The 19,899-nt window shown below is 44.7% G+C and carries 18 protein-coding genes; 10 read left to right on the top strand and 8 right to left on the bottom strand.

The genetic code is table 11. The features are described 5' to 3' along the window. Positions 1-68 precede the first annotated feature (68 nt). The 8 genes from remB to AC6CIF_RS29610 form a co-directional block, all read right to left on the bottom strand. Positions 69-317 carry an extracellular matrix regulator RemB gene (remB, locus tag AC6CIF_RS29645; protein ID WP_017691405.1) on the bottom strand — a complete coding sequence of 83 codons (249 nt, stop codon included), beginning with the start codon at positions 315-317 and terminating at the stop codon, positions 69-71. A gap of 14 nt (positions 318-331) precedes the next feature. After that, complete coding sequence (gene recF, locus AC6CIF_RS29640; protein WP_017691406.1) at positions 332-1,444, bottom strand: DNA replication/repair protein RecF; 1,113 nt, start codon at positions 1,442-1,444, stop codon at positions 332-334. A gap of 57 nt (positions 1,445-1,501) precedes the next feature. Then, positions 1,502-1,717, bottom strand: coding sequence for a S4 domain-containing protein YaaA (gene yaaA, locus AC6CIF_RS29635; protein WP_036611994.1), 216 nt, complete (start codon positions 1,715-1,717; stop codon positions 1,502-1,504). Between the two features lie 16 nt (positions 1,718-1,733). Next, entirely contained in the window at positions 1,734-2,876 is a 1,143-nt protein-coding gene (dnaN, locus tag AC6CIF_RS29630) for a DNA polymerase III subunit beta (protein ID WP_017691408.1), read from the bottom strand. A 220-nt stretch (positions 2,877-3,096) separates the two neighbouring features. Beyond that, positions 3,097-4,443: a chromosomal replication initiator protein DnaA gene (dnaA, locus tag AC6CIF_RS29625; RefSeq protein WP_062327668.1), complete on the bottom strand. Its 1,347-nt coding sequence runs from the start codon at positions 4,441-4,443 to the stop codon at positions 3,097-3,099. A gap of 870 nt (positions 4,444-5,313) precedes the next feature. Beyond that, positions 5,314-6,861: a gluconokinase gene (gene gntK / locus AC6CIF_RS29620; RefSeq protein ID WP_498202545.1), complete on the bottom strand. Its 1,548-nt coding sequence runs from the start codon at positions 6,859-6,861 to the stop codon at positions 5,314-5,316. A 66-nt stretch (positions 6,862-6,927) separates the two neighbouring features. Beyond that, positions 6,928-8,289 carry a GntT/GntP/DsdX family permease gene (locus AC6CIF_RS29615; protein WP_498202544.1) on the bottom strand — a complete coding sequence of 454 codons (1,362 nt, stop codon included), beginning with the start codon at positions 8,287-8,289 and terminating at the stop codon, positions 6,928-6,930. 213 nt (positions 8,290-8,502) lie between these two features. After that, entirely contained in the window at positions 8,503-9,177 is a 675-nt protein-coding gene (locus AC6CIF_RS29610) for a GntR family transcriptional regulator (RefSeq protein ID WP_498202543.1), read from the bottom strand. A gap of 577 nt (positions 9,178-9,754) precedes the next feature. Here AC6CIF_RS29610 and rpmH point away from each other — a divergent pair. The 10 genes from rpmH (at position 9,755) to AC6CIF_RS29560 (ending at position 19,792) form a co-directional block, all read left to right on the top strand. Next, on the top strand, positions 9,755-9,889 hold the full coding sequence (gene rpmH, locus AC6CIF_RS29605) for a 50S ribosomal protein L34 (protein WP_017691413.1): 135 nt from the start codon (positions 9,755-9,757) through the stop codon (positions 9,887-9,889). 357 nt (positions 9,890-10,246) lie between these two features. Continuing rightward, positions 10,247-10,597 carry a ribonuclease P protein component gene (gene rnpA / locus AC6CIF_RS29600; protein ID WP_036611981.1) on the top strand — a complete coding sequence of 117 codons (351 nt, stop codon included), beginning with the start codon at positions 10,247-10,249 and terminating at the stop codon, positions 10,595-10,597. A gap of 74 nt (positions 10,598-10,671) precedes the next feature. Continuing rightward, complete coding sequence (locus tag AC6CIF_RS29595; protein WP_076216630.1) at positions 10,672-11,550, top strand: YidC/Oxa1 family membrane protein insertase; 879 nt, start codon at positions 10,672-10,674, stop codon at positions 11,548-11,550. Continuing rightward, positions 11,547-12,248 carry an RNA-binding cell elongation regulator Jag/EloR gene (jag, locus tag AC6CIF_RS29590; protein ID WP_339306327.1) on the top strand — a complete coding sequence of 234 codons (702 nt, stop codon included), beginning with the start codon at positions 11,547-11,549 and terminating at the stop codon, positions 12,246-12,248. Before AC6CIF_RS29595 ends, jag begins: the two co-directional genes overlap by 4 nt. 211 nt (positions 12,249-12,459) lie before the next feature. Continuing rightward, complete coding sequence (gene mnmE / locus AC6CIF_RS29585; RefSeq protein WP_124118699.1) at positions 12,460-13,836, top strand: tRNA uridine-5-carboxymethylaminomethyl(34) synthesis GTPase MnmE; 1,377 nt, start codon at positions 12,460-12,462, stop codon at positions 13,834-13,836. A gap of 222 nt (positions 13,837-14,058) precedes the next feature. After that, entirely contained in the window at positions 14,059-15,948 is a 1,890-nt protein-coding gene (gene mnmG, locus AC6CIF_RS29580) for a tRNA uridine-5-carboxymethylaminomethyl(34) synthesis enzyme MnmG (RefSeq protein ID WP_498202542.1), read from the top strand. Beyond that, positions 15,948-16,670 carry a 16S rRNA (guanine(527)-N(7))-methyltransferase RsmG gene (gene rsmG, locus AC6CIF_RS29575; protein ID WP_076216638.1) on the top strand — a complete coding sequence of 241 codons (723 nt, stop codon included), beginning with the start codon at positions 15,948-15,950 and terminating at the stop codon, positions 16,668-16,670. Before mnmG ends, rsmG begins: the two co-directional genes overlap by 1 nt. A 514-nt stretch (positions 16,671-17,184) precedes the next feature. Beyond that, positions 17,185-18,003 (top strand): nucleoid occlusion protein, encoded by an 819-nt coding sequence (gene noc / locus AC6CIF_RS29570; protein ID WP_036611968.1) that lies wholly within the window; start codon positions 17,185-17,187, stop codon positions 18,001-18,003. A gap of 189 nt (positions 18,004-18,192) precedes the next feature. Then, the gene (locus tag AC6CIF_RS29565; protein ID WP_024629525.1) at positions 18,193-18,954 is read left to right on the top strand and encodes a ParA family protein; all 762 of its coding nucleotides are present in this window, start codon (positions 18,193-18,195) and stop codon (positions 18,952-18,954) included. Next, positions 18,947-19,792: a ParB/RepB/Spo0J family partition protein gene (locus tag AC6CIF_RS29560; RefSeq protein WP_076216640.1), complete on the top strand. Its 846-nt coding sequence runs from the start codon at positions 18,947-18,949 to the stop codon at positions 19,790-19,792. The genes AC6CIF_RS29565 and AC6CIF_RS29560 overlap by 8 nt, the downstream gene beginning before the upstream one ends. Positions 19,793-19,899 lie beyond the last annotated feature (107 nt).

The following is a 19,899-nucleotide window of genomic DNA, read 5'->3' as shown; positions in this document are numbered from 1 at the left end:
TTCATTTCAGCCAGCTATTCAAATTTAAAGACAAGCAGCAAAAGAGACATCTTTTATGCCACACAACGCTAGAGATCCGGAAAAATGTGAGCCCGCTTTTTCAGCGTGGCTGAGGAAATAGGCGAGTAGTACACAATGTTTTTGGTCACCACAATGGACTTGGCTTCCTCTTCGCCGATGTGCTCCACTGTTTTTTCCTGCTCGGCATGCGTGACATACTGCTTGGAGATCTTTGAGGATTTTTCAATCGATATATCAAAAATAGCGACCAATTCGGAAGAACGGATGATCTTCTCACCGCCCAGATGAATGTACATAAGCCCCTCACTCCTTAGCGTTCAACCTGTCCGGCATGAACGTGATAAATACTGGCATCTTTGAGCTTGTCAACGTTCAGGCTCTCGATCCCCGTAGCCGTAATAAAGGTTTGCACCTTGCTCTGGAACGTTTCGATCAGCTGCGTCTGGCGAAAAGGGTCCAGCTCGGACAGAACATCATCCAGCAACAGAACTGGATATTCTCCGATTTCTTCATGAATCAGTTCAATTTCCGCAAGTTTAAGGGACAACGCCGTTGTGCGCTGCTGCCCCTGCGAGCCATATGTTTGTACTTCCCGATCGTTAATGAAAAAGGACAGGTCATCCCGATGCGGCCCACTAAGGGTTGTGCCTCGGCGAATCTCCTGCTCTTTCATTTGTGATAATTTTATCATAAATTGGTCCATTAAGACAGCTTCATCTTCCTCAGCGGCTTCGCTGAAGGAAGGAAGGTAGGCCAGCCGCAAGACTTCTCCGCCTCCGGTGATCCCCTGATGAATCGTTTCTGCCCATTTTTGCAGTTTCTTTATGAATTGTTTCCTTTTTTTGACGATTTTAACACCATGCTCGACCAGTTGTTCGTTCCACACCTCAAGCATGGTCTGGGCCGATGCCCCTTTTCCCCATAACTGCTTAAGCAAATTATTTCGTTGGACGAGCACTTTTTGATATTGCTGCAGGTGGTACAGGTAGCCAGGTGCAACCTGTCCAATCTCCATGTCAAGAAACCGGCGGCGGACCCCCGGTGTGCCTTTTACAATCTCCAGATCCTCCGGTGCAAACATTACAACATTGAGCGCTCCGACAAAATCACTTAACTTGCGCTGCTCCAGGCCGTTAATCTTTGCTTTTTTGCCTTGTTGCGACAAAGATAGCTCAAGCTTGACCGATCCGTACTTTTTGTCGACCTCTGCTGCAAGTCTGGCACGTTCCTCACCGAAACGGATTAACTCCTTATCACGGGATGTACGGTGGCTCTTGGTGAGTGCAAGTACAAAAATCGCCTCTGCAAGATTGGTCTTGCCTTGGGCATTTTGTCCGATCAACAAGTTTACGGGACCAAAAGAATCCAGTCTCAGATGTTCATAATTGCGGAAATTCTGCAGATCAATGCTGTTCACAAACACGCGGTAACCTCCCTTTTATCCCGTCCGTCAGGAGGCAGCAGGATCGAACTGGTCTTCTTATTCTGCAGCAACTTCGAATGTGCCTTCTCCGTCCACTTCAACGATATCCCCAGGGTATAACTTACGTCCCCGGCGTTCCTCAGGCTCTTTATTCACACGTACAAGTCCTTCCTGAAGCAGAGCTTTGGCCATACCTCCAGTTGGGATGCAATCAGCCAGTTTTAAAAATTGATCAAGCTTAATATATTCCGTACGAATCGTAACTTGGTTCACTGTGATCTTCCTTTCGTTAGTTGGTCGTCCGATATGGCAATATCACGTAAAGGCTGTGACTGTCATCCAGCGGTTTCAAGATGATTGGACTCATGACTCCTGTAAAAGCGATCATCAGCTGCTCACTTTCAACAACTTTCAGCACATCCAGCATGTATTTGGAGTTGAACGAGATTTTTAACGGATCTCCTGTAAACTCGGCAGGTTCGATTTCTTCTCTTACTTTACCTAGCTCGGAAGAACTTGAAGAAATTTCAACGGATCCCGAATCCATCGTCTGCATACGCACGATGTTTGTTTTCTCTTCACGCGACAGCAAATAAGCCCGGTCAATGGATTCACTTAATTTTTTTGTATCTAAAACAAGTTCTGTTTTGTATGACGTTGGAATAATTCTAGAAGTATCCGGATATGTTCCGTCCAAAATACGGGAGTAGAACAATACACGGTCAATTTTGAACAGGACTTGGTTATCTGCAACAACGATATCCACAAGGGTATTTTGATCCGGAACAATTTTGCTGAGCTCGTTCAGCGTTTTACCGGAAATGACCACGTTGTTGAAGCGGATACCTTCTGCATTATCCAGCATTGCTGATCGAGTAGCAAGACGGTGACGGTCTGTTGCCACAAATTTCAATTCGTTGTCACCCAAACTCCAGAGTACACCTGTCAGGATTGGCGTTGTCTCATGTGTGGAAATGGAGAAGACGGTTTGTTTGATCATATTTTTCAGCAAATCTCCTGGAATCGAGACCGTTTGATTTTCTTCGATGCTTGGAAGTACCGGGAATTCTTCCGGATCAAGACCTACCAGTTGAATCTCGGTAGCACCTGCGGAGATAAAGGTGTTGAAGTTCTCTTTGACTTCCATGTGCACTTCTTGCGATGGCAGCTTCTTGATAATCTCCACGAAAAACTTGGCTGGCAAAACGACACTGCCGGGTTGATCTACCTGAACTACGCTTTTATCTCCATCTTCAAGCGGGATGAAGGATTGGATGGATATATCGGTGTCACTTGCTGTCAACGTTACACCTTGATGATTCACGTCGAATTTGATACCGCTCAGAATCGGAATTGTTGTACGGCTCGAGATCGCTTTGGATACTTGCTGTATGGAATCGTTTAAGTAGTTTTTCATTATGCTGATTTTCATGGTTTCACTCCTAGCTGATTTTTTGGGTGTTGGGGTGTTAAAAGGTGTTTTTCAAAGGCCGAAGGCTAAGCTCCGAAATGGCTATTTTGGAGATGATATCTTTAAGACCTTTTTAGTAATAATAGTAATAGGGGCACTGAATATGTGGATAAGTGGGTATAAACCCGTACACCCAAGCCTATCCACATGTGTATACGTTGTGCATAGGCTTGGGACTTGTTCAGGTTGGATTCTTAATTTTTTCGGTTAAGTTGTTGATAACTTTATAGAGATCCTGATCGTTTTTAATCGCTTGGGAGATTTTTTCGTGAGCATGTATGACAGTGGTGTGATCTCGTCCTCCGAATGCTTCCCCAATTTTGGGCAGAGAAAAGTCTGTCAGTTCACGAGAGAGATACATGGCAATCTGTCTTGGAAAGGCAACTGCCTTGGTCCGTTTCCGTGCTTTGAAATCTTCAAGCTTAAGGCTATAATACTCGCCGACCTTTTGTTGGATGTCATGAATAGTGATCATTTTGGGACGACTGGAAGGAATAATATCCTTCAGTGCTTCAGCTGCCAGATGAGTGGTTACATCTTGATTAGTCAGAGAAGAATAAGCAACGACCCGAATCAGGGCACCTTCCAGTTCACGGATGTTGGTGTCAATCTGGTTGGCAATGTACATCATCGCTTCATTCGGAATATCCAGGTTTTCCGCACGTGCCTTTTTCCGCAAAATTGCGATCCTTGTCTCCAAATCTGGAGGCTGGATATCCGTAATTAACCCCCATTCAAAGCGAGAACGAAGCCTTTCTTCCAGTGTCGGAATTTCCTTCGGTGGTCTGTCGCTGGAGATGATAATCTGCTTCCGTTCCTCATGCAGCGCATTAAACGTATGGAAAAATTCCTCTTGTGTTGATTCTTTTCCCGCCAAGAACTGAATATCATCAATGAGCAAGATGTCGACGCTCCGGTATTTGTTACGGAAGCTCTCCCCGCGGTTGTCACGGATCGAGTTAATGAATTCGTTCGTGAATTTCTCAGACGACAAATAAACGACTTTGCTGCCCGGATCATGCTCCAGAACATAATGTCCGATCGCATGCATCAAGTGAGTTTTACCGAGACCTACTCCTCCATACAGAAAGAGAGGATTGTAAGCTTTGGCGGGCGCTTCAGCGACCGCCAGCGATGCGGCATGGGCAAAACGGTTGCCCGGCCCGATGACAAATGTATCGAACGTATATTTCGGATTCAGCATGCTGAGTACGGCTTCTTCCTGTACAACTGTAGGCGTTGGTGCCGGCAGTTGCGGATCCGGTTCAACAGGCTTGTTCTCTTCGATGACAAATTTCACATCGACTTGCTTGCCAAGCAGCTCGTATACCGTCGAGCCAACCAGTTTGGTGTAACGGCTCTCCAGCCATTCGACGGCAAACGTGGTTGGTGCGGAAATGACGATTGAACGGTCATTTAGCTTGGTGGCTTTGGTGGCTTTGAACCAGGTGTCAAAGCTGGGTTTGCTGAGTTTGTTTTGTATGATTGATAAAATTTGCTGCCATAAATCAGAAGTATGGCTGTCCACAGACTGTCACTCCTTTTACATGTTCCAAGTGTGGCTTAAGCCATGATGCAGTGTCGAAATACGAGATATATTGTTGAATTTATCCCCAAACCCCCGCAGGTCGAAAACAAAAAAAGTATGAACAACGGAAAATTGTTCACAACTTTATCCACAGGCTGTTGATAATATTATGGGTCAGATCACATATTCACATCCAAAAGTAATACAATCATAGCAAAAGAAATCCCGCATTTCAACGTATCGCGTGATTTTATCCACAAATTCAATAACTTGTGTATAATTTTTAGTCACAACACAATATATTGTTTATAAACTGTTTAATTTTCGACAGAATGACCCAAAAACCAAAAATGTCTTATACACAGGTTATCCGTCAAATGATGCCAAATTGTGTGTAAAAGTATTCTTCGTTTGTGAATAACCTGTCTGTGGATAACCGTGAAGTGAAAATGAAGCATGATTGAGATTGGAAAAAGAGTGACCTCTCACGCTCGTGTTTTTCTTGCCAATGGGGCGATGGTGAAAGCGACGAATTCAGTGTCTGGATGGGAGACGGAGAGGGGGAGTAAACTCATGCTTTTAATTGAACAAGATCAGTGGTGTATTTCCTGAGCAGATGGTAATTCTGTGATGGCGATGTATAAGAATAATGGACATAGATGACATCATTTTGAGATATATGTATGTGAATTATCAGGATCAAGAGGTAAGCTGATGCTCGAATATGGAGGTTGAAGTGTATGAATGTATAATATGAAATCAAAGGATAGATTATGCGTGTATAGCAAAAGAGGGTGTCCCTTAAAACCGATTTTTGGTTTTAGGGGACACCCTCTATTTAAGTGAAGAGACGAAGTATGGATTGATAATTTAGAGACGGGGAAGGGACATCTTACGCTGGAATTCTGCAATATCTGCGTATTCCTCTTCCAGTTTGCGAGAGATCCGAATAAAGATGGGCAGCAGCTCCTGGTAGAGTACAGCATTCTCTTTGATAGGGGTATGCCGATGCGTTGTACCCACCATGGAAGAAACGGCATGAAGCGATTGGATCCGTCCTGTAGCGTACAAACCAAGCACGATGGCACCCAGACAGGAACTTTCGAAGCTCTCGGGTACAACCACTTCCTGATTGAAGATATCGGACATCATCTGGCGCCAGAGAGGAGAACGCGCAAACCCACCGGTGGCTTGAATGGAGGTAGGTTGTCCAATCTGTTCTTCCATGGCGAGCAGTACCGTGTATAGGTTGAAAATAACCCCTTCCAGGACAGCACGGATCATATGCTCTTTCTGGTGATGGAGTGTTAAGCCAAAAAAGGAGCCACGAGCATCCGGATTCCATAAAGGGGCACGTTCGCCCGAAAGGTACGGATGGAACAGAAGCCCTTCCGATCCCGGCCGGACACGTTCGGCAATTTTGGTCAGCACATCATAGGAATTGATGCCAAGTCGCTTCGCTGTTTCCACTTCAGACGCGGCGAATTCATCCCGTACCCAACGAAACAACATGCCACCGTTATTCACAGGTCCACCAATGACCCAAAGATTCTCTGTGAGGGCATAACAGAAGGTTCGACCTTTGGGATCGGTAACCGGGCGGTCTACGACGGTACGAATGGCCCCGCTGGTTCCGATGGTTGCTGCGACAACACCAGGTTCAATGGCGTTCACGCCGAGATTGGATAAAACCCCGTCACTTGCGCCGATAACAAAGGGCGTGGAGGGGGAGAGAGCCATTTTTTCAGCCGATTCGTGATTCATTCCTTCTAATATATGTGTTGTAGGTACGAGCTTCGAGAGATGGTCGGGTGTAATGCCTGCAACCTCAAGGGCTTCCGCGTCCCAGTCCAGTTGTTCCAGATTGAGCAAACCTGTGCAGGAAGCGATGGAATGGTCGACGACATATTGTCCGAATAGACGGAAGAACAGATATTCTTTAATCGAAATAAATTTGGCGGTGCGCTCAAAAAGTTCAGGTTCATCGTGGCGCAGCCACATTAATTTGGTCAGCGGTGACATGGGATGGATCGGTGTACCTGTGCGCAGATAGATGCGATGGCCCAATCCATTCTCTTGCAGCTTGGCAGACCAAGCTGCACTTCGATTATCCGCCCAGGTGATGCAACGGGTTAAGGGTTTATTATCCTGTCCCATGGCAATGACACTATGCATAGCCGAGCTGCAGGACACAAACAGGATCTGCTCGGCAGCAACACCACTCTGATCCATGACTCCTCGTACAGAGCGGAGGGCCGCCTGTACAATCTCTTCAGGGTCCTGCTCGGCAACATCGGGTGCTGGGGTATACAAAGGATATTCCTGCGTTGAGGTACTGACGACAGAGCCTTGCTCGGTAAATAATACGGATTTGGTACTGGTGGTACCAATATCGATCCCAATCATATAGTTGTTCATGTATTTAATCCTTCTTTCTCCAGAAAGCGATGAGATTTTAATTTTTTTCTACTATAGATACTCCATTTATACCACTGTACTCAGCAGCAAAATAAAGATCAGTCCCACTACAGATAATAGTGTTTCCATAACGGTCCACGTTTTCAATGTCTGGGAAACGCTCATATTGAAGAATTCTTTGATCATCCAGAATCCTGCATCGTTTACATGAGACAAGATGAGTGACCCCGCACCTGTGGCGAGTACAACCAGCTCAATATTGGCCCCTGGTGTGAGTGCAAGCACTGGAGCGACAATACCGGCGGCTGTTGTCATGGCTACGGTGGCTGAACCGGTAGCTACACGAATGAGCGCAGCGACAAGCCAGGCAAACAGGATCACGTTGATGTTGGCATGGGTAGCGACTTCAGCAATGGCGCTACCTACACCACTATTGATCAATACCTGTTTGAAGGCACCCCCTCCGCCAATAATGAGAATGATGGTCGCCGTAGGCGCCAGACATTCACTGGTGAAGCGAGAAATATCGTGTTTGGTAAACCCACGTGCAAAGCCGAGTGAAAAGAGAGCAAATACAACTGAAATGAGCAGAGCAATGATCTCATGACCGATAAATTCACTGAAAACGGTGAAACCGCTCGTGGCATTTGGGTCAATGATGCTTGCAATGGAGCCAATCAGCATCAAAATAACAGGCAGCAATATGGTAAACAGGGTAATACCAAACCCAGGCATGTTGCTGTTTGTTTTGGTTGCGAATTGTTCAGCCAGTTCTGCTGGCGGATCGGTGTGTATTCTTTTACCAATAAATTTACCAAATAAGGGACCTGCAATAATCGCTGTAGGAATACCAACAATAAGGGAGTACAGAATGGTTTTACCCAGATCCGCGCTGAAGGCTTCAATCGCAATCATTGGCGCTGGATGGGGTGGAACCAAACCGTGTACAGTCGACAGACCCGCCAGAATGGGAATACCAATCTGCAGCAAAGACATGTTGGTTTTACGTGCAACGGTAAAAATGATGGGGATCATCAGAATAACGCCGACTTCGAAGAAAACGGGAATACCAACGATAAATCCAACAATCATCATGGCCCAGTGCACACGTTTTACACCAAACCGATCAACTAATGTAGTTGCAATGCGCTCGGCACCGCCAGATTCGGCCATCATCTTACCAAGCATTGTACCGAGAGCAATAACAATTGCGATGGTTCCAAGTGTGCCGCCAAGTCCCCCGGTAATGGAAGAGATCACATCGGCAGGTTTCATGCCTGTAAGCAAACCGAGCATTAATGCGGACAACAGCAGGGTGATAAAGGGATTCCATTTATACTTGGAGATCAAAACGATCAGAAAAACGATTGCAATGAATGTCCAGACCAATAATGTTGCGTTGTGGGATAGTCCAAAAAGAGTGCTCATGATGTTGTGTGCTCCTTTATTTCTGATATAGAACGCTTACAAGTAAAATTATCGTCACCAATTAAATTTTGTGCCCAGAATGAAGAAGAGGTGTTGGCGAAAAATGTAGTTTTATCATGCCCGAAATTGAAAGAAAATCGCATTTTGTATACTTGTCGACAAGTTAAGCCGCAATCAATCACGACGGATATGATTGCAAACGCCTTGCATCGATTAGGAATCAAAGCTTTCGTGCAGTGTTTTACCGGAATCTTGGAAATACGTGCGGACTCCAGCCTGAATGAGCATTTTGTCACCGGATTCCAGTGCTTCAACGAGCAAACGGTGTTTCTCAATTACAGCGCTTACTTTCTGCTCGCCTTGAACGAATACTCTGCGTGTTGTGAGCAGCATAACGGTCATCACAACATATCGAATACTCTTCCATAGATGTGAAATACGGGAATGCTGAGCAGCTTCAATGATGGTTTCGTGGAAAACGAGATCCTGATAGGCGAATTCGACGGCGTCCTGATGCTGTCCAGCCAGTTGCATTTTGTCGATCACGTTACGCAGTTGGGTGATTAATGATTGTGGAACATCACCAGCGAGTCGCTGCTGCACAAAACTTTCAATCAGGAAACGGACATCATACAATTCTTCGACATCCTTGATTCGTAGTCCAATGACAACGACACCCATACGTTCAAGTCGAATAAGTCCTTCATTGGACAATGTTCGTAAAGCTTCACGGACAGGTGAACGACTGCTGTCAAAATCAGCCGCAATTCGATTTTCCGACAAAATCTCTCCAGGTCGAAGGGTACCGCTGATGATCCGCAGCCTTAATTCGCAGGCAATGGCTTCACCACGGGAAGCTCCTTGAAGCCAGGAAGAAGGAAATAACATATGGCTAACGCTCCTATTAATAAGTAATCAGTTCATTACTGATCATAGCATAACTATTTTGCGGACTGGACATTCAGTTCAACCCATAGTCTGTAGCTACAAGCTAACGGCTAATGTTTTTTTTCAAAGGACTACTTGTATACAAGATGTGATTTTTATCCTACACCTTTCTCAAAAGCTTGTAAACCTTAATTGAAGCGGATACAACCTGATCAGAATTCGACGATATGTATAGCATATAATCATTATCCACATGTGAATAACTTCAAACAGGACGTGATAAAGGAAATAGCGGGTATTGGAGGGTGTGGATAACTATAAATGCTGAAATATGGTGATCTGATCAGGGTCTGGGGATAACTTTCAGGACTCTCTTCGGGGCTTGGTAATGGTATTGAAGTGAACGAACTGTGGTCATTACTTTGGGTGGGATGAAGAGTGTAAATAAAAGAGGGAGAAGCCTTGAGCCATGCAGTTGACTTTTCCAGGTGATCATGGTTAAATATATAAAGGTGTTTTCTGTGAAGATGAAAGTGATTCATCACATAAGTATTTCCTTGTGAGGAGGTGCAATACATTGAGACCTACATTCAAACCGAACGTTAGCAAACGTAAAAAAGTTCATGGTTTCCGGAAAAGAATGAGCACGAGCAATGGCCGTAAAATTTTGGCCGCACGTCGCCTTAAAGGCCGTAAAAACCTGAGTGCTTAAGCATTGAAGACCACCGAGGTGGTCTTTTTTTTCTTAATTAGCTCAAATCAGACTGGATGCTGCTACAGATCAGGTCTGAATGGTCTGCGAAAAAGTGCTGAAACACACACGATGTATGTTGAGTGAGTTTTCCGTTTTTCGAAAACTTACCTTATATAATGATGAATCGTTGATAGGTTTTAATGGCCAATCAACATTCATCCCGGATGAATGCTGATCAGTTCAAGTAGCTGATTAACAATCAACCCAAATGAAGTTGTCGCCAAGACGGTTTACCGTCATTCAAGAAAGCCTATACTAAATCAGTAATGAGGCCTCCGTCAATATCAATGATGGAGAACAGCAAGGAGAAGCGCCGTGTATAAAAGACTGCGTCTACGAAACCGGGCGGACTTTAGCCGCGTATACCGGTATGGGAAATCGTTTGCCAATCATCAATTCGTGGTGTATGGCTGCCGCCGTAAAGATACGGAACAATTCCGGGTAGGTGTATCATGCAGCAAGAAAATCGGAAACGCTGTCGTACGCAACCGGATGAGACGCATGATCAAGGAAATTGTTCGTCATCATGAGCATGAGATCGTCACGCAGATGGATCTGATTTTTATCGTCAGAAAAGGTGCACTGGACATGCCCTATAAGGAAATGGAAAAAAGCCTGCTACATGCGATGCGAAAGGGCTCTCTTTTGAAGTCGAGCAAGCGGTAAGCTTCGGTTTATTTGTCCTCCTAATTATGGTATGATTTACGGTGGAATGGAATGGTTAAGAGAGGGGTTATGAAGTGTCGCGATTGAAGACATCAAAGGGGAAGTGGATTCTCCTCATTGCAGTCATTGCAATGGTCACTGTACTCGCCGGATGTACTCCACAAGGAGCCGGGGTTACTACGGAAGATCTGAAGAATAGTGGCTCATTCTGGCAAAGCAATGTTGTGTACTGGTTCTCACTGGCGCTGGATACATTCGCCAACTGGTTTAACGGTGAATATGGACTGGCTGTCCTCGTGATGGTGCTTATTGTACGGACATTGATTTTACCATTAACAATGAAACAAGTCCGTAGCTCCAAAGCTATGCAGGCGATTCAGCCGCAGCTGAAGGAGATTCAAGCCAAGTTTAAAGATACACCTGAGAAAGTTCAGCAAGAAACAATGAAGTTGTTTCAGGAGAACAAAGTTAATCCGATGGCGGGTTGTCTGCCACTTCTGATTCAGATGCCGATTTACATCGCACTTTATAACTCAATTTACGGAAACTCCAGTCTGAGAACACATGATTTCTTGTGGCTCCAGCTCGGGGAACCGGATCACCTGTTTATTTTGCCAGTGCTGGCTGCCATCACAACATTCATTCAAACATGGATGATGATGCGTATGAACCCTGCACAGCAAATTGGTCCGATGCAGTTTATGCTGTGGGTATACCCAATTTTGATCTTCGTGATGTCTTACCAGTTCCCGTCAGCACTTCCGCTGTACTGGTTCTACAGTAACATCTACACGATCGTGCAAAACTATTTCCTTTACCGGAATAATGATAAAATCGTGGCTGAGGTCAACGTGAAGCAGAATAGCTCTTCCAAAAATGGAGCTAAACGCAAAAACGGTGGCAAAGCAACCGTCTCTGGAAAAGGGTCGAAAGGGGCCAAAAAATCGAAATGACCAAAGTCATTACGTCAGGAAAAACCGTTGAAGATGCTGTAAACCAAGGATTGACCGAGCTTGGCGTAAGTCGGGACAAGGTCGAGATACAAGTGTTAGAGCAGCCGTCAAAAGGATTCCTGGGTTTGTTCGGGGTGAGGGCGGCCAAAGTTGAAGTGAAATTATTGCCTGTACCGGAAGTTGTTCCACAGCCGATCAAGCCAGCTGCATACAAACCTGAATTAGATGCATTACTTGAGGATGTTGCAGCTAAAAATCCCTATGAAGAAGCGGCTGCTTTCTTGAAAGAGGTCGCAGCAGGTATGGGACTGGATGTTGAAGTGCATATCAAAAAACAGCGGGATGGACATATCTTTAATATTGCTGGTGAAGATCTGGGCATGATTATTGGCAGACGTGGACAGACGCTGGATGCGCTTCAGTATCTAACAAACATTGTAGCGAACCGATATTCGGAAAGCTTCGTTCGAATTGTGCTCGACGCGGAGAATTTCCGTCAACGTCGGCGGAAGACGCTGGAGGATCTGGCTGAACGGTTGGCTGGACAAGCAATCCGTACCGGTAAGGAAGTTGTACTGGAACCAATGCCTCCGCTCGAACGAAAAGTCATCCATGCAAAACTGCAAAACCACCCGCAGATTAAGACCTTAAGTAAGGGTGAGGAGCCTAATCGGCGTGTGGTTATTACGACGAAATAACACGAAATTGAAGACGCAATGGCTTCCTGCCCGGTGCAGAAGCCATTGCTTTTTTCGTACAGAAGTAATTTGATAAGGTGCGTAGAACAAGTAAAGAGTGAACTTAATACGATAAGCAGCATGTCATATGTTATATCATTAATAGATTTGAAAATGGATGTGGCGTCCCCTGAGGGGCGGCAATTTTAAAATAGAGCAAGGAGAGATAACCATGATCAGTGATACGATCACAGCGATATCAACGGCTGTCGGAGAGGCGGGTATCGCCGTGATCCGGGTCAGCGGCCCGGATGCAGTGTCGGAGACGGAAAAGATTTTTCGCAGCAAAACCCCTTTAACCCAGGCAGCATCTCACACGGTTCATTATGGTCATATCATAGATCCCGTTAATGGGGAAAAGATTGAGGAAGTATTGGTTACGGTCATGCGAGCACCTCGGTCGTTCACAACAGAAGATGTCGTGGAGATCAGTGCGCATGGCGGTGTAGTGTCTGTAAAACGGGTCATGGACCTGCTGTTGCAGCTTGATATTCGTCTGGCTGAACCCGGTGAGTTCACGAAGCGTGCTTTCCTTAATGGGCGGATTGACTTGTCTCAGGCTGAAGGTGTCATGGATCTTATTCGTTCCAAATCGGACCGGGCTTTCTCGGTTGCGCTGAAACAAGTTGAAGGCAAACTGTCTTCCAAATTGCGTGATCTACGATATACATTGGTGGAAACACTAGCTCACATTGAAGTGAATATCGATTATCCCGAGCATGATGTGGAGTCGTTAACGTCTGATTTTATTAAAGAGAAGTCCAGTCAGGTTATGACTGAAATTGATAAATTGCTGACTACAGCAGAGCAAGGAAAGATCCTGCGAGAAGGTATTACAACAGCTATCGTTGGACGACCTAACGTAGGTAAATCCTCCTTGATGAATACACTTGCGCAAGACAATCGGGCTATCGTCACGGACATTCCAGGAACAACTCGTGATGTGATCGAGGAGTTCATTACGATCAATAATATCCCACTGAAGTTGCTGGATACGGCAGGAATCCGGGAAACCATGGACGTTGTAGAGAAGATCGGGGTAGAACGCTCTCGTTCTGCGGTAAGTGAAGCCGATCTGATCTTGATGGTTGTGAATGCTGCGGAGCCACTTCATCCCGATGAGATTGAATTATTGGAACAAATCCGCGGTAGACAATCGATAATTATTATGAATAAAATGGACTTAACGCCACAGGTAGAACGTGACGTGCTGCTTCGTTACATTCCGGAAGAACGGCTTGTACCGATGTCGGTGAAAGATGATCTGGGTGTGGATCGACTGGAAGATGCCATCTCTACGCTATTCTTCAGTGGTAAACTGGAGTCCGCAGACCTGACTTATGTCAGTAATGTGCGTCACATTGCTTTGCTCAAAAAAGCGAAGCAGTCCCTGGTTGATGCCTATGAAGCAGCAGAGCAGTTCATTCCGATCGATATGATACAGATTGATGTTCGTTTGGCGTGGGAGCATTTGGGTGAGATTGTTGGAGATACAGCACATGATGCATTAATTGATCAGATTTTCTCCCAGTTCTGTCTAGGAAAGTAAAAATAATATACTGCCGATTGAGTTAAATCGTAGTGTATGATGGAGAGGTACAATTTCTGCCTGTTGTCAAAGGATGGAATGATATTGTAGCCATTACGTGTTGGTTTCATATAGATAGGAATGCAAGTTCCGATGAACGGTTAGAAGTAGTTTCATTATTGTAAAACATGATCCGTCTGCGTGAGTTACACCAAATGCAGCGGAATAAGGAGGTAAACGGGAATGGCTTTTGATGGTGGCAGTTATGATGTAATCGTCGTTGGTGCAGGACATGCTGGTGTGGAATCCGCACTGGCCGCAGCTCGTATGGGGTCCAAAACACTAATGATTACGATCAATCTGGACATGGTGGCCTTTATGCCTTGTAACCCATCTATTGGGGGACCGGCCAAAGGACATGTTGTGCGCGAGATTGATGCACTTGGTGGAGAAATGGGACGGAATATCGATAAAACCTTTATTCAGATGCGGATGCTTAACACGGGTAAAGGGCCTGCTGTTCACGCGCTTCGTGCTCAGGCAGATAAATTCTCCTACCAGCATAAAATGAAGGAAACGATGGAGAATGAACGTAATCTGACGATGCGTCAGGGTATGGTTGATTCACTGATCGTTGAAGACGGAAAATGTGTAGGCGTTGTGACTCAGACCGGAACAGAGTATCGGGCTAAAGCAGTCGTTCTAACGACAGGCACATACTTGCGCGGTAAAGTAATTATGGGCGAGCTGATGTATGAGAGTGGACCGAACAATCAACAACCCTCTCTTAAATTGTCAGAAAATCTGCGTGAACTGGGCTTTGATCTGGTTCGTTTCAAAACGGGTACACCACCACGTGTGCATAAGGATACGATTGATTTTAGCAAAACCGAAATTCAGCCTGGTGATGACAAGCCGAAGTTCTTTTCCTATGAAACAGAATCTTCCGATAATGAGCAGTTGCCTTGCTGGTTGACGTATACATCTGTGGATACACATCAGATTATTAATGATAATCTGCATCGTGCTCCGATGTTCTCGGGGCTTATTGAAGGAACCGGACCACGTTATTGCCCTTCCATTGAAGATAAAATTGTTCGTTTCAGCGACAAGCCGAAACATCAGATATTCCTTGAGCCGGAAGGCAAGAACACATCCGAGTATTACGTACAGGGATTGTCTACGAGTATGCCAGAAGACGTACAACTGGCTATGTTGCGTTCAATTCCAGGTATGGAAAAAGTGGAAATGATGCGTAATGGTTATGCGATTGAATACGATGCGATGGTGCCTACACAATTGTGGCCTTCACTGGAAACTAAACGTCTACCAGGTCTGTTTACGGCGGGTCAGATTAATGGTACCTCCGGTTATGAAGAAGCAGCAGGACAAGGTGTTATGGCTGGAATCAACGCTGCACTCAAAGTACAGGGGAGAGAGCCGGTAATACTGGATCGTTCCCAAGGTTATATTGGCGTGCTGATTGATGATCTGGTGACAAAGGGTACAAATGAACCATATCGTCTGTTGACTTCACGCGCTGAGTATCGTCTGTTGCTTCGCCATGATAATGCAGATATGCGTTTGACGGAAATAGGATATGATATTGGCCTGATCCCTGAAGAGCGTTATGCAAAATTCCTGGATAAAAAGGCGAAAGTCGAGCAGGAAGTTGCACGTCTGAAAGTGGCTAAAGCTCGCCCGGTTGAAGTGAATGCCAAGCTGGAAGAGTACGGATCTACACCTATTCAGGATGGCAGTACGTTGCTTACCTTGCTGCGTCGCCCGGAGCTGGGGTATGAACTGATTGAACAGCTCTCACCATCTGAGGTAGAACTGACAGCAGATATGAAAGAACAAGTGGAAATACAAATTAAATATGCGGGTTATATTGAGAAACAATTGATCCACGTGGAACGTTTGCAAAAGATGGAGAAAAAGAAAATTCCGGACACTATCGTATATGATGAGATTCATGGTCTTGCTATGGAAGCCAAACAGAAGCTCGCTACGATTCGTCCAATCTCGATTGGTCAGGCTTCTCGTATTGCTGGAGTTACTCCTGCCGACATTTCCATTCTGCTGGTCTACTTGGAGCATTATAACCGTGTAACCGCAGCAAGGGGACAATAATGGACGATATTCAACAGCAACTGCAGCGGCGCTTAAAGAAACATGGATTAGAGCTGGGAGAACTCCAATTGGAGCAATTCGAACTGTATTATCAGGAATTGGTATCCTGGAATGAAAAGATGAATCTGACGGGCATAACGGATCGGGAGCAAGTGTATACCAAGCATTTCTATGATTCGGTATCGCTGGCTTTTTATACTGACATGACCAAAGTGAATAAGCTTGCTGACATTGGATCAGGAGCGGGTTTTCCAGGATTACCACTGAAGATCTGTTTCCCGCATATTAAGCTTACGATCATTGATTCATTGAATAAACGTATTGGTTTTCTACAGCATGTGGTAGACATCCTTGGTCTGACTGATGTGGAATTGGTTCATGGACGTGCTGAAGAGATTGGACGCAAAGAAGGGTATCGTGACAGCTACGATCTCGTTACGGCGCGTGCAGTAGCCAAGCTGGCTGTGCTGAATGAATTCTGCCTTCCTTTTGTTCGCAAAGGTGGAATGTTCGCTGCCATGAAGGGCGGAGACCCGCGTGATGAAATGAAGGAAGCGGAGTTCAGCTTCAATCAGCTGAAAGGACGGGTTAAGGCCGTTCATCCATTCCAGCTGCCGGTTGAAGAATCAGAGCGTCACATCATTCTGATTCAGAAATTTGATAAGACACCATATAAGTATCCGCGCAAACCAGGTACTCCAATGAAGACTCCGCTGATATAGCTGTGTGATGGTTTTGAAGTGAGTCAAAATAAAATAGAAATTTAGACATAGATAAAGAGGATGTTTCACGTGAAACATTCTCTTTTTTTGTTTTCTGAAATGGAGGACTGGATCAACATCACAGATACTTCGTATTACATATCTCTTAAAGAACCTGTAATGATGAATTTCACGCAGAGTAACTCATGAACAATTTCATTAATTGAATGTGTGCAAGTCGTCATATTTCCAATATTCACAAAGAAAAAGCAGGAAAATTAGCAGAGTTTAAAGAATAGGTAAGCATAGGATTATGATAGAAAAGATGATAGAATAGAAGTATCCGATCTTGGGTCACAGCGATCATAGATTATATGTATAGATAGATGGATATGCGTTCGATGTTGCATGACAGAAAGCGTTATGAAAGGCAAAACTTATTCCAAGAACGATGCATGTAAAAGGTCGCTTATTGAATAAGAAGCACCTGCAAAGACTGTGGGAGCTATTACGAAACTAGGTGGTAATCTGCGGAATGAAAGAACAATTTTCGAAGTTGTTTGGTTTGGCGGAGCGCAATAACGGAGATGAGATCAAACAGATTCCGGTTAATGAAATTGTGAGTAGCCCATACCAACCCCGTACTATTTTTGATGATGATAAAATTGATGAGTTGTTGCAGACGATCAAAACACATGGTGTAATTCAGCCTATTGTCGTTCGCGTGCGAAATGGATCATATGAGATTATTGCCGGGGAACGTCGCTGGCGTGCAGTTCGAAAATTGGGTTTGGATACGATTCCGGCTATTGTGCGTGAATTCAACGACTCTCAGGCCGCATCCATTGCACTGATTGAGAACTTGCAGCGTGAAGGATTGACCTCAATTGAGGAAGCTGTCGCTTATCAGAAGCTGATCGACTTGCATCAATTGACACAGGAAAGTCTGGCACAACGACTCGGCAAAAGCCAGTCAACCATCGCGAACAAAATTCGGTTGTTACAGCTTCCGGACGGCATTAAGGCCGCATTGATGGAACGCAAAATTTCTGAACGGCATGCAAGAGCATTACTTTCTCTGGATACGGAAGAACTGCAGATGAAGTTGCTCGGTGAGATTATCGAAAAAGAATTGAATGTGAAACAGACAGAGGCACGTGTTGCCTTCTACAAGGAATCTTCTAAGATTAAAAAATCTAGACGTGTTTCCTTTACCAAGGATGTAAGGCTTGCACTTAATACAATTCGCCAATCCATTGATATGGTAACTGGCTCTGGTCTGGACATCAAAACCAAAGAAGCAGACCATGAGGATCATTATGAGATCGTTATCCATATTCCAAAACGTAAATAATTGAAGCTTATGGCGGCAATGGGCCGCTTTTTATGTCTATAAAGCAAGTTAGGTCTGAAATTTTTAAAGAACGGTCGGTATATTGATGGAACGGTAGTTGTTGTTTGTGTGGACGATGGCCGCCTGCTTTTTGTTAACAATATCTCACAACCTACAGAAAAGACTCCTATTTTATTTGAGGTGAAGTAATTGTCTAAGATTATGGCCGTAGCAAATCAAAAGGGCGGTGTGGGGAAAACGACGACATCTGTTAACTTGGGTGCAGGACTGGCTTCACTCGGGAAAAGAGTATTGCTTGTCGATATTGACCCTCAGGGGAATACAACCAGCGGAGTCGGAATCAATAAAGCAGATGTGGCTAATTGTATATATGATGTCATTATTAATGAGGTTCCTCCTCAAGAAGCGATTGTGGAGACTCAGATTGAAGGCCTTCATATCATACCTGCAACGATTCAGCTTGCCGGAGCCGAGATCGAATTGGTGTCCACGATATCACGGGAAGTTCGCCTGAAAAAATCACTCGCCATGGTGAAAAAAAACTATGATTACATACTGATCGATTGTCCACCATCCCTTGGTATGTTAACGATCAATTCGTTAACTGCTTCCGATTCGGTGATCATTCCGATTCAGTGTGAGTATTATGCACTTGAAGGATTAAGCCAGTTGCTTAATACAGTTCGTCTGGTACAGAAACATCTGAATACATCCCTGCAGATTGAAGGGGTATTGCTGACGATGTTTGATGCGCGGACCAATCTGGGAATTCAGGTTATTGAAGAAGTGAAAAAGTATTTTCAACAAAAAGTATATCAAACAATTATTCCGCGTAACGTACGGCTGAGTGAAGCACCATCTCATGGTCAATCCATTATCACGTATGACCCTCGTTCAAGAGGGGCGGAAGTGTATTTAGAGCTCGCAAAGGAAGTGATTTCTTATGAGTAAGCGGCTTGGAAAAGGTCTTGATGCCCTCATTCCTTCGCTTTCAATTAATGACGATGATAAAGTCGTAGAAATCCCGATTAGTCAACTGCGGGCTAACCCCTATCAACCACGTAAAGTATTTGATGAGGGCGCAATACATGAACTGGCTGAGTCCATTCGTCAACATGGTGTCATACAACCCATTATTGTTCGTCCTGTATTACGAGGTTATGAGATTATTGCCGGAGAACGACGGTTCAGAGCTTCGCAATATTGTGGTAATGCCACGGTACCGGCTGTAGTCCGCAACTTCAGTGATCAGCAGGTAATGGAGATTGCGTTGATCGAAAACCTGCAAAGGGAGAATCTGAACGCCATGGAAATTGCAGTTGCTTATCAGGGGTTAATGGATCAATTCGCGTTGACTCAGGAAGAGTTATCTGTAAAAGTAGGTAAATCACGTTCTCACATTGCTAACTTTTTGCGTCTGTTATCATTGCCCGAAGAAGTAAAAGACCATGTTTCACGTGGAACATTATCTATGGGACATGCACGTGCGATCGTAGGTGTTAAAGACGAGGTTATAGTGAAGCAACTTGCGAAACAGACCATTGATCAGCAATGGAGTGTACGTGAGTTGGAGGAAGCTGTTCAACAACTGGATCGCTCCAAAACAGGTGAGGCTAAAGCCAAATCGAAGTTAAAAAAGAAAGATCCATTCATTGATACATTGGAAGAATCTCTTCGTGAACGTTTCAAAACAACAGTGAAAATTAAGCACAATAAAGATAAAGGTAAAATTGAGCTCAACTACTACAGTCAACAGGATCTGGAACGGCTATTAGAATTGTTACAATAATAGTCGGGTCTATGATTCATTAACAACATGCGGGGCTTACTCATGTCATGACATATCGCCTCTGTACCATGGAGAAACGATATGTCATTCTTTGTTTATAGGGTTAT

The organism is Paenibacillus sp. GQ49 (assembly GCF_059759055.1).
The sequence above is the reverse complement of the archived record's forward strand: the minus strand, read 5'-3'. Positions and strand labels throughout refer to the sequence as shown.

What these genes read in the sequence shown, in the direction of transcription:
- dnaN (WP_017691408.1), bottom strand. Translation starts at nt 2,876, where the DNA reads ATGAAAATCAGCATAATGAAAAACTACTTAAACGATTCCATACAGCAA.
- AC6CIF_RS29610 (WP_498202543.1), bottom strand. Translation starts at nt 9,177, where the DNA reads ATGTTATTTCCTTCTTCCTGGCTTCAAGGAGCTTCCCGTGGTGAAGCC.
- AC6CIF_RS29615 (WP_498202544.1), bottom strand. Translation starts at nt 8,289, where the DNA reads ATGAGCACTCTTTTTGGACTATCCCACAACGCAACATTATTGGTCTGG.
- remB (WP_017691405.1), bottom strand. Translation starts at nt 317, where the DNA reads ATGTACATTCATCTGGGCGGTGAGAAGATCATCCGTTCTTCCGAATTG.
- mnmE (WP_124118699.1), top strand. Translation starts at nt 12,460, where the DNA reads ATGATCAGTGATACGATCACAGCGATATCAACGGCTGTCGGAGAGGCG.
- jag (WP_339306327.1), top strand. Translation starts at nt 11,547, where the DNA reads ATGACCAAAGTCATTACGTCAGGAAAAACCGTTGAAGATGCTGTAAAC.
- noc (WP_036611968.1), top strand. Translation starts at nt 17,185, where the DNA reads ATGAAAGAACAATTTTCGAAGTTGTTTGGTTTGGCGGAGCGCAATAAC.
- rsmG (WP_076216638.1), top strand. Translation starts at nt 15,948, where the DNA reads ATGGACGATATTCAACAGCAACTGCAGCGGCGCTTAAAGAAACATGGA.
- gntK (WP_498202545.1), bottom strand. Translation starts at nt 6,861, where the DNA reads ATGAACAACTATATGATTGGGATCGATATTGGTACCACCAGTACCAAA.
- mnmG (WP_498202542.1), top strand. Translation starts at nt 14,059, where the DNA reads ATGGCTTTTGATGGTGGCAGTTATGATGTAATCGTCGTTGGTGCAGGA.
- AC6CIF_RS29560 (WP_076216640.1), top strand. Translation starts at nt 18,947, where the DNA reads ATGAGTAAGCGGCTTGGAAAAGGTCTTGATGCCCTCATTCCTTCGCTT.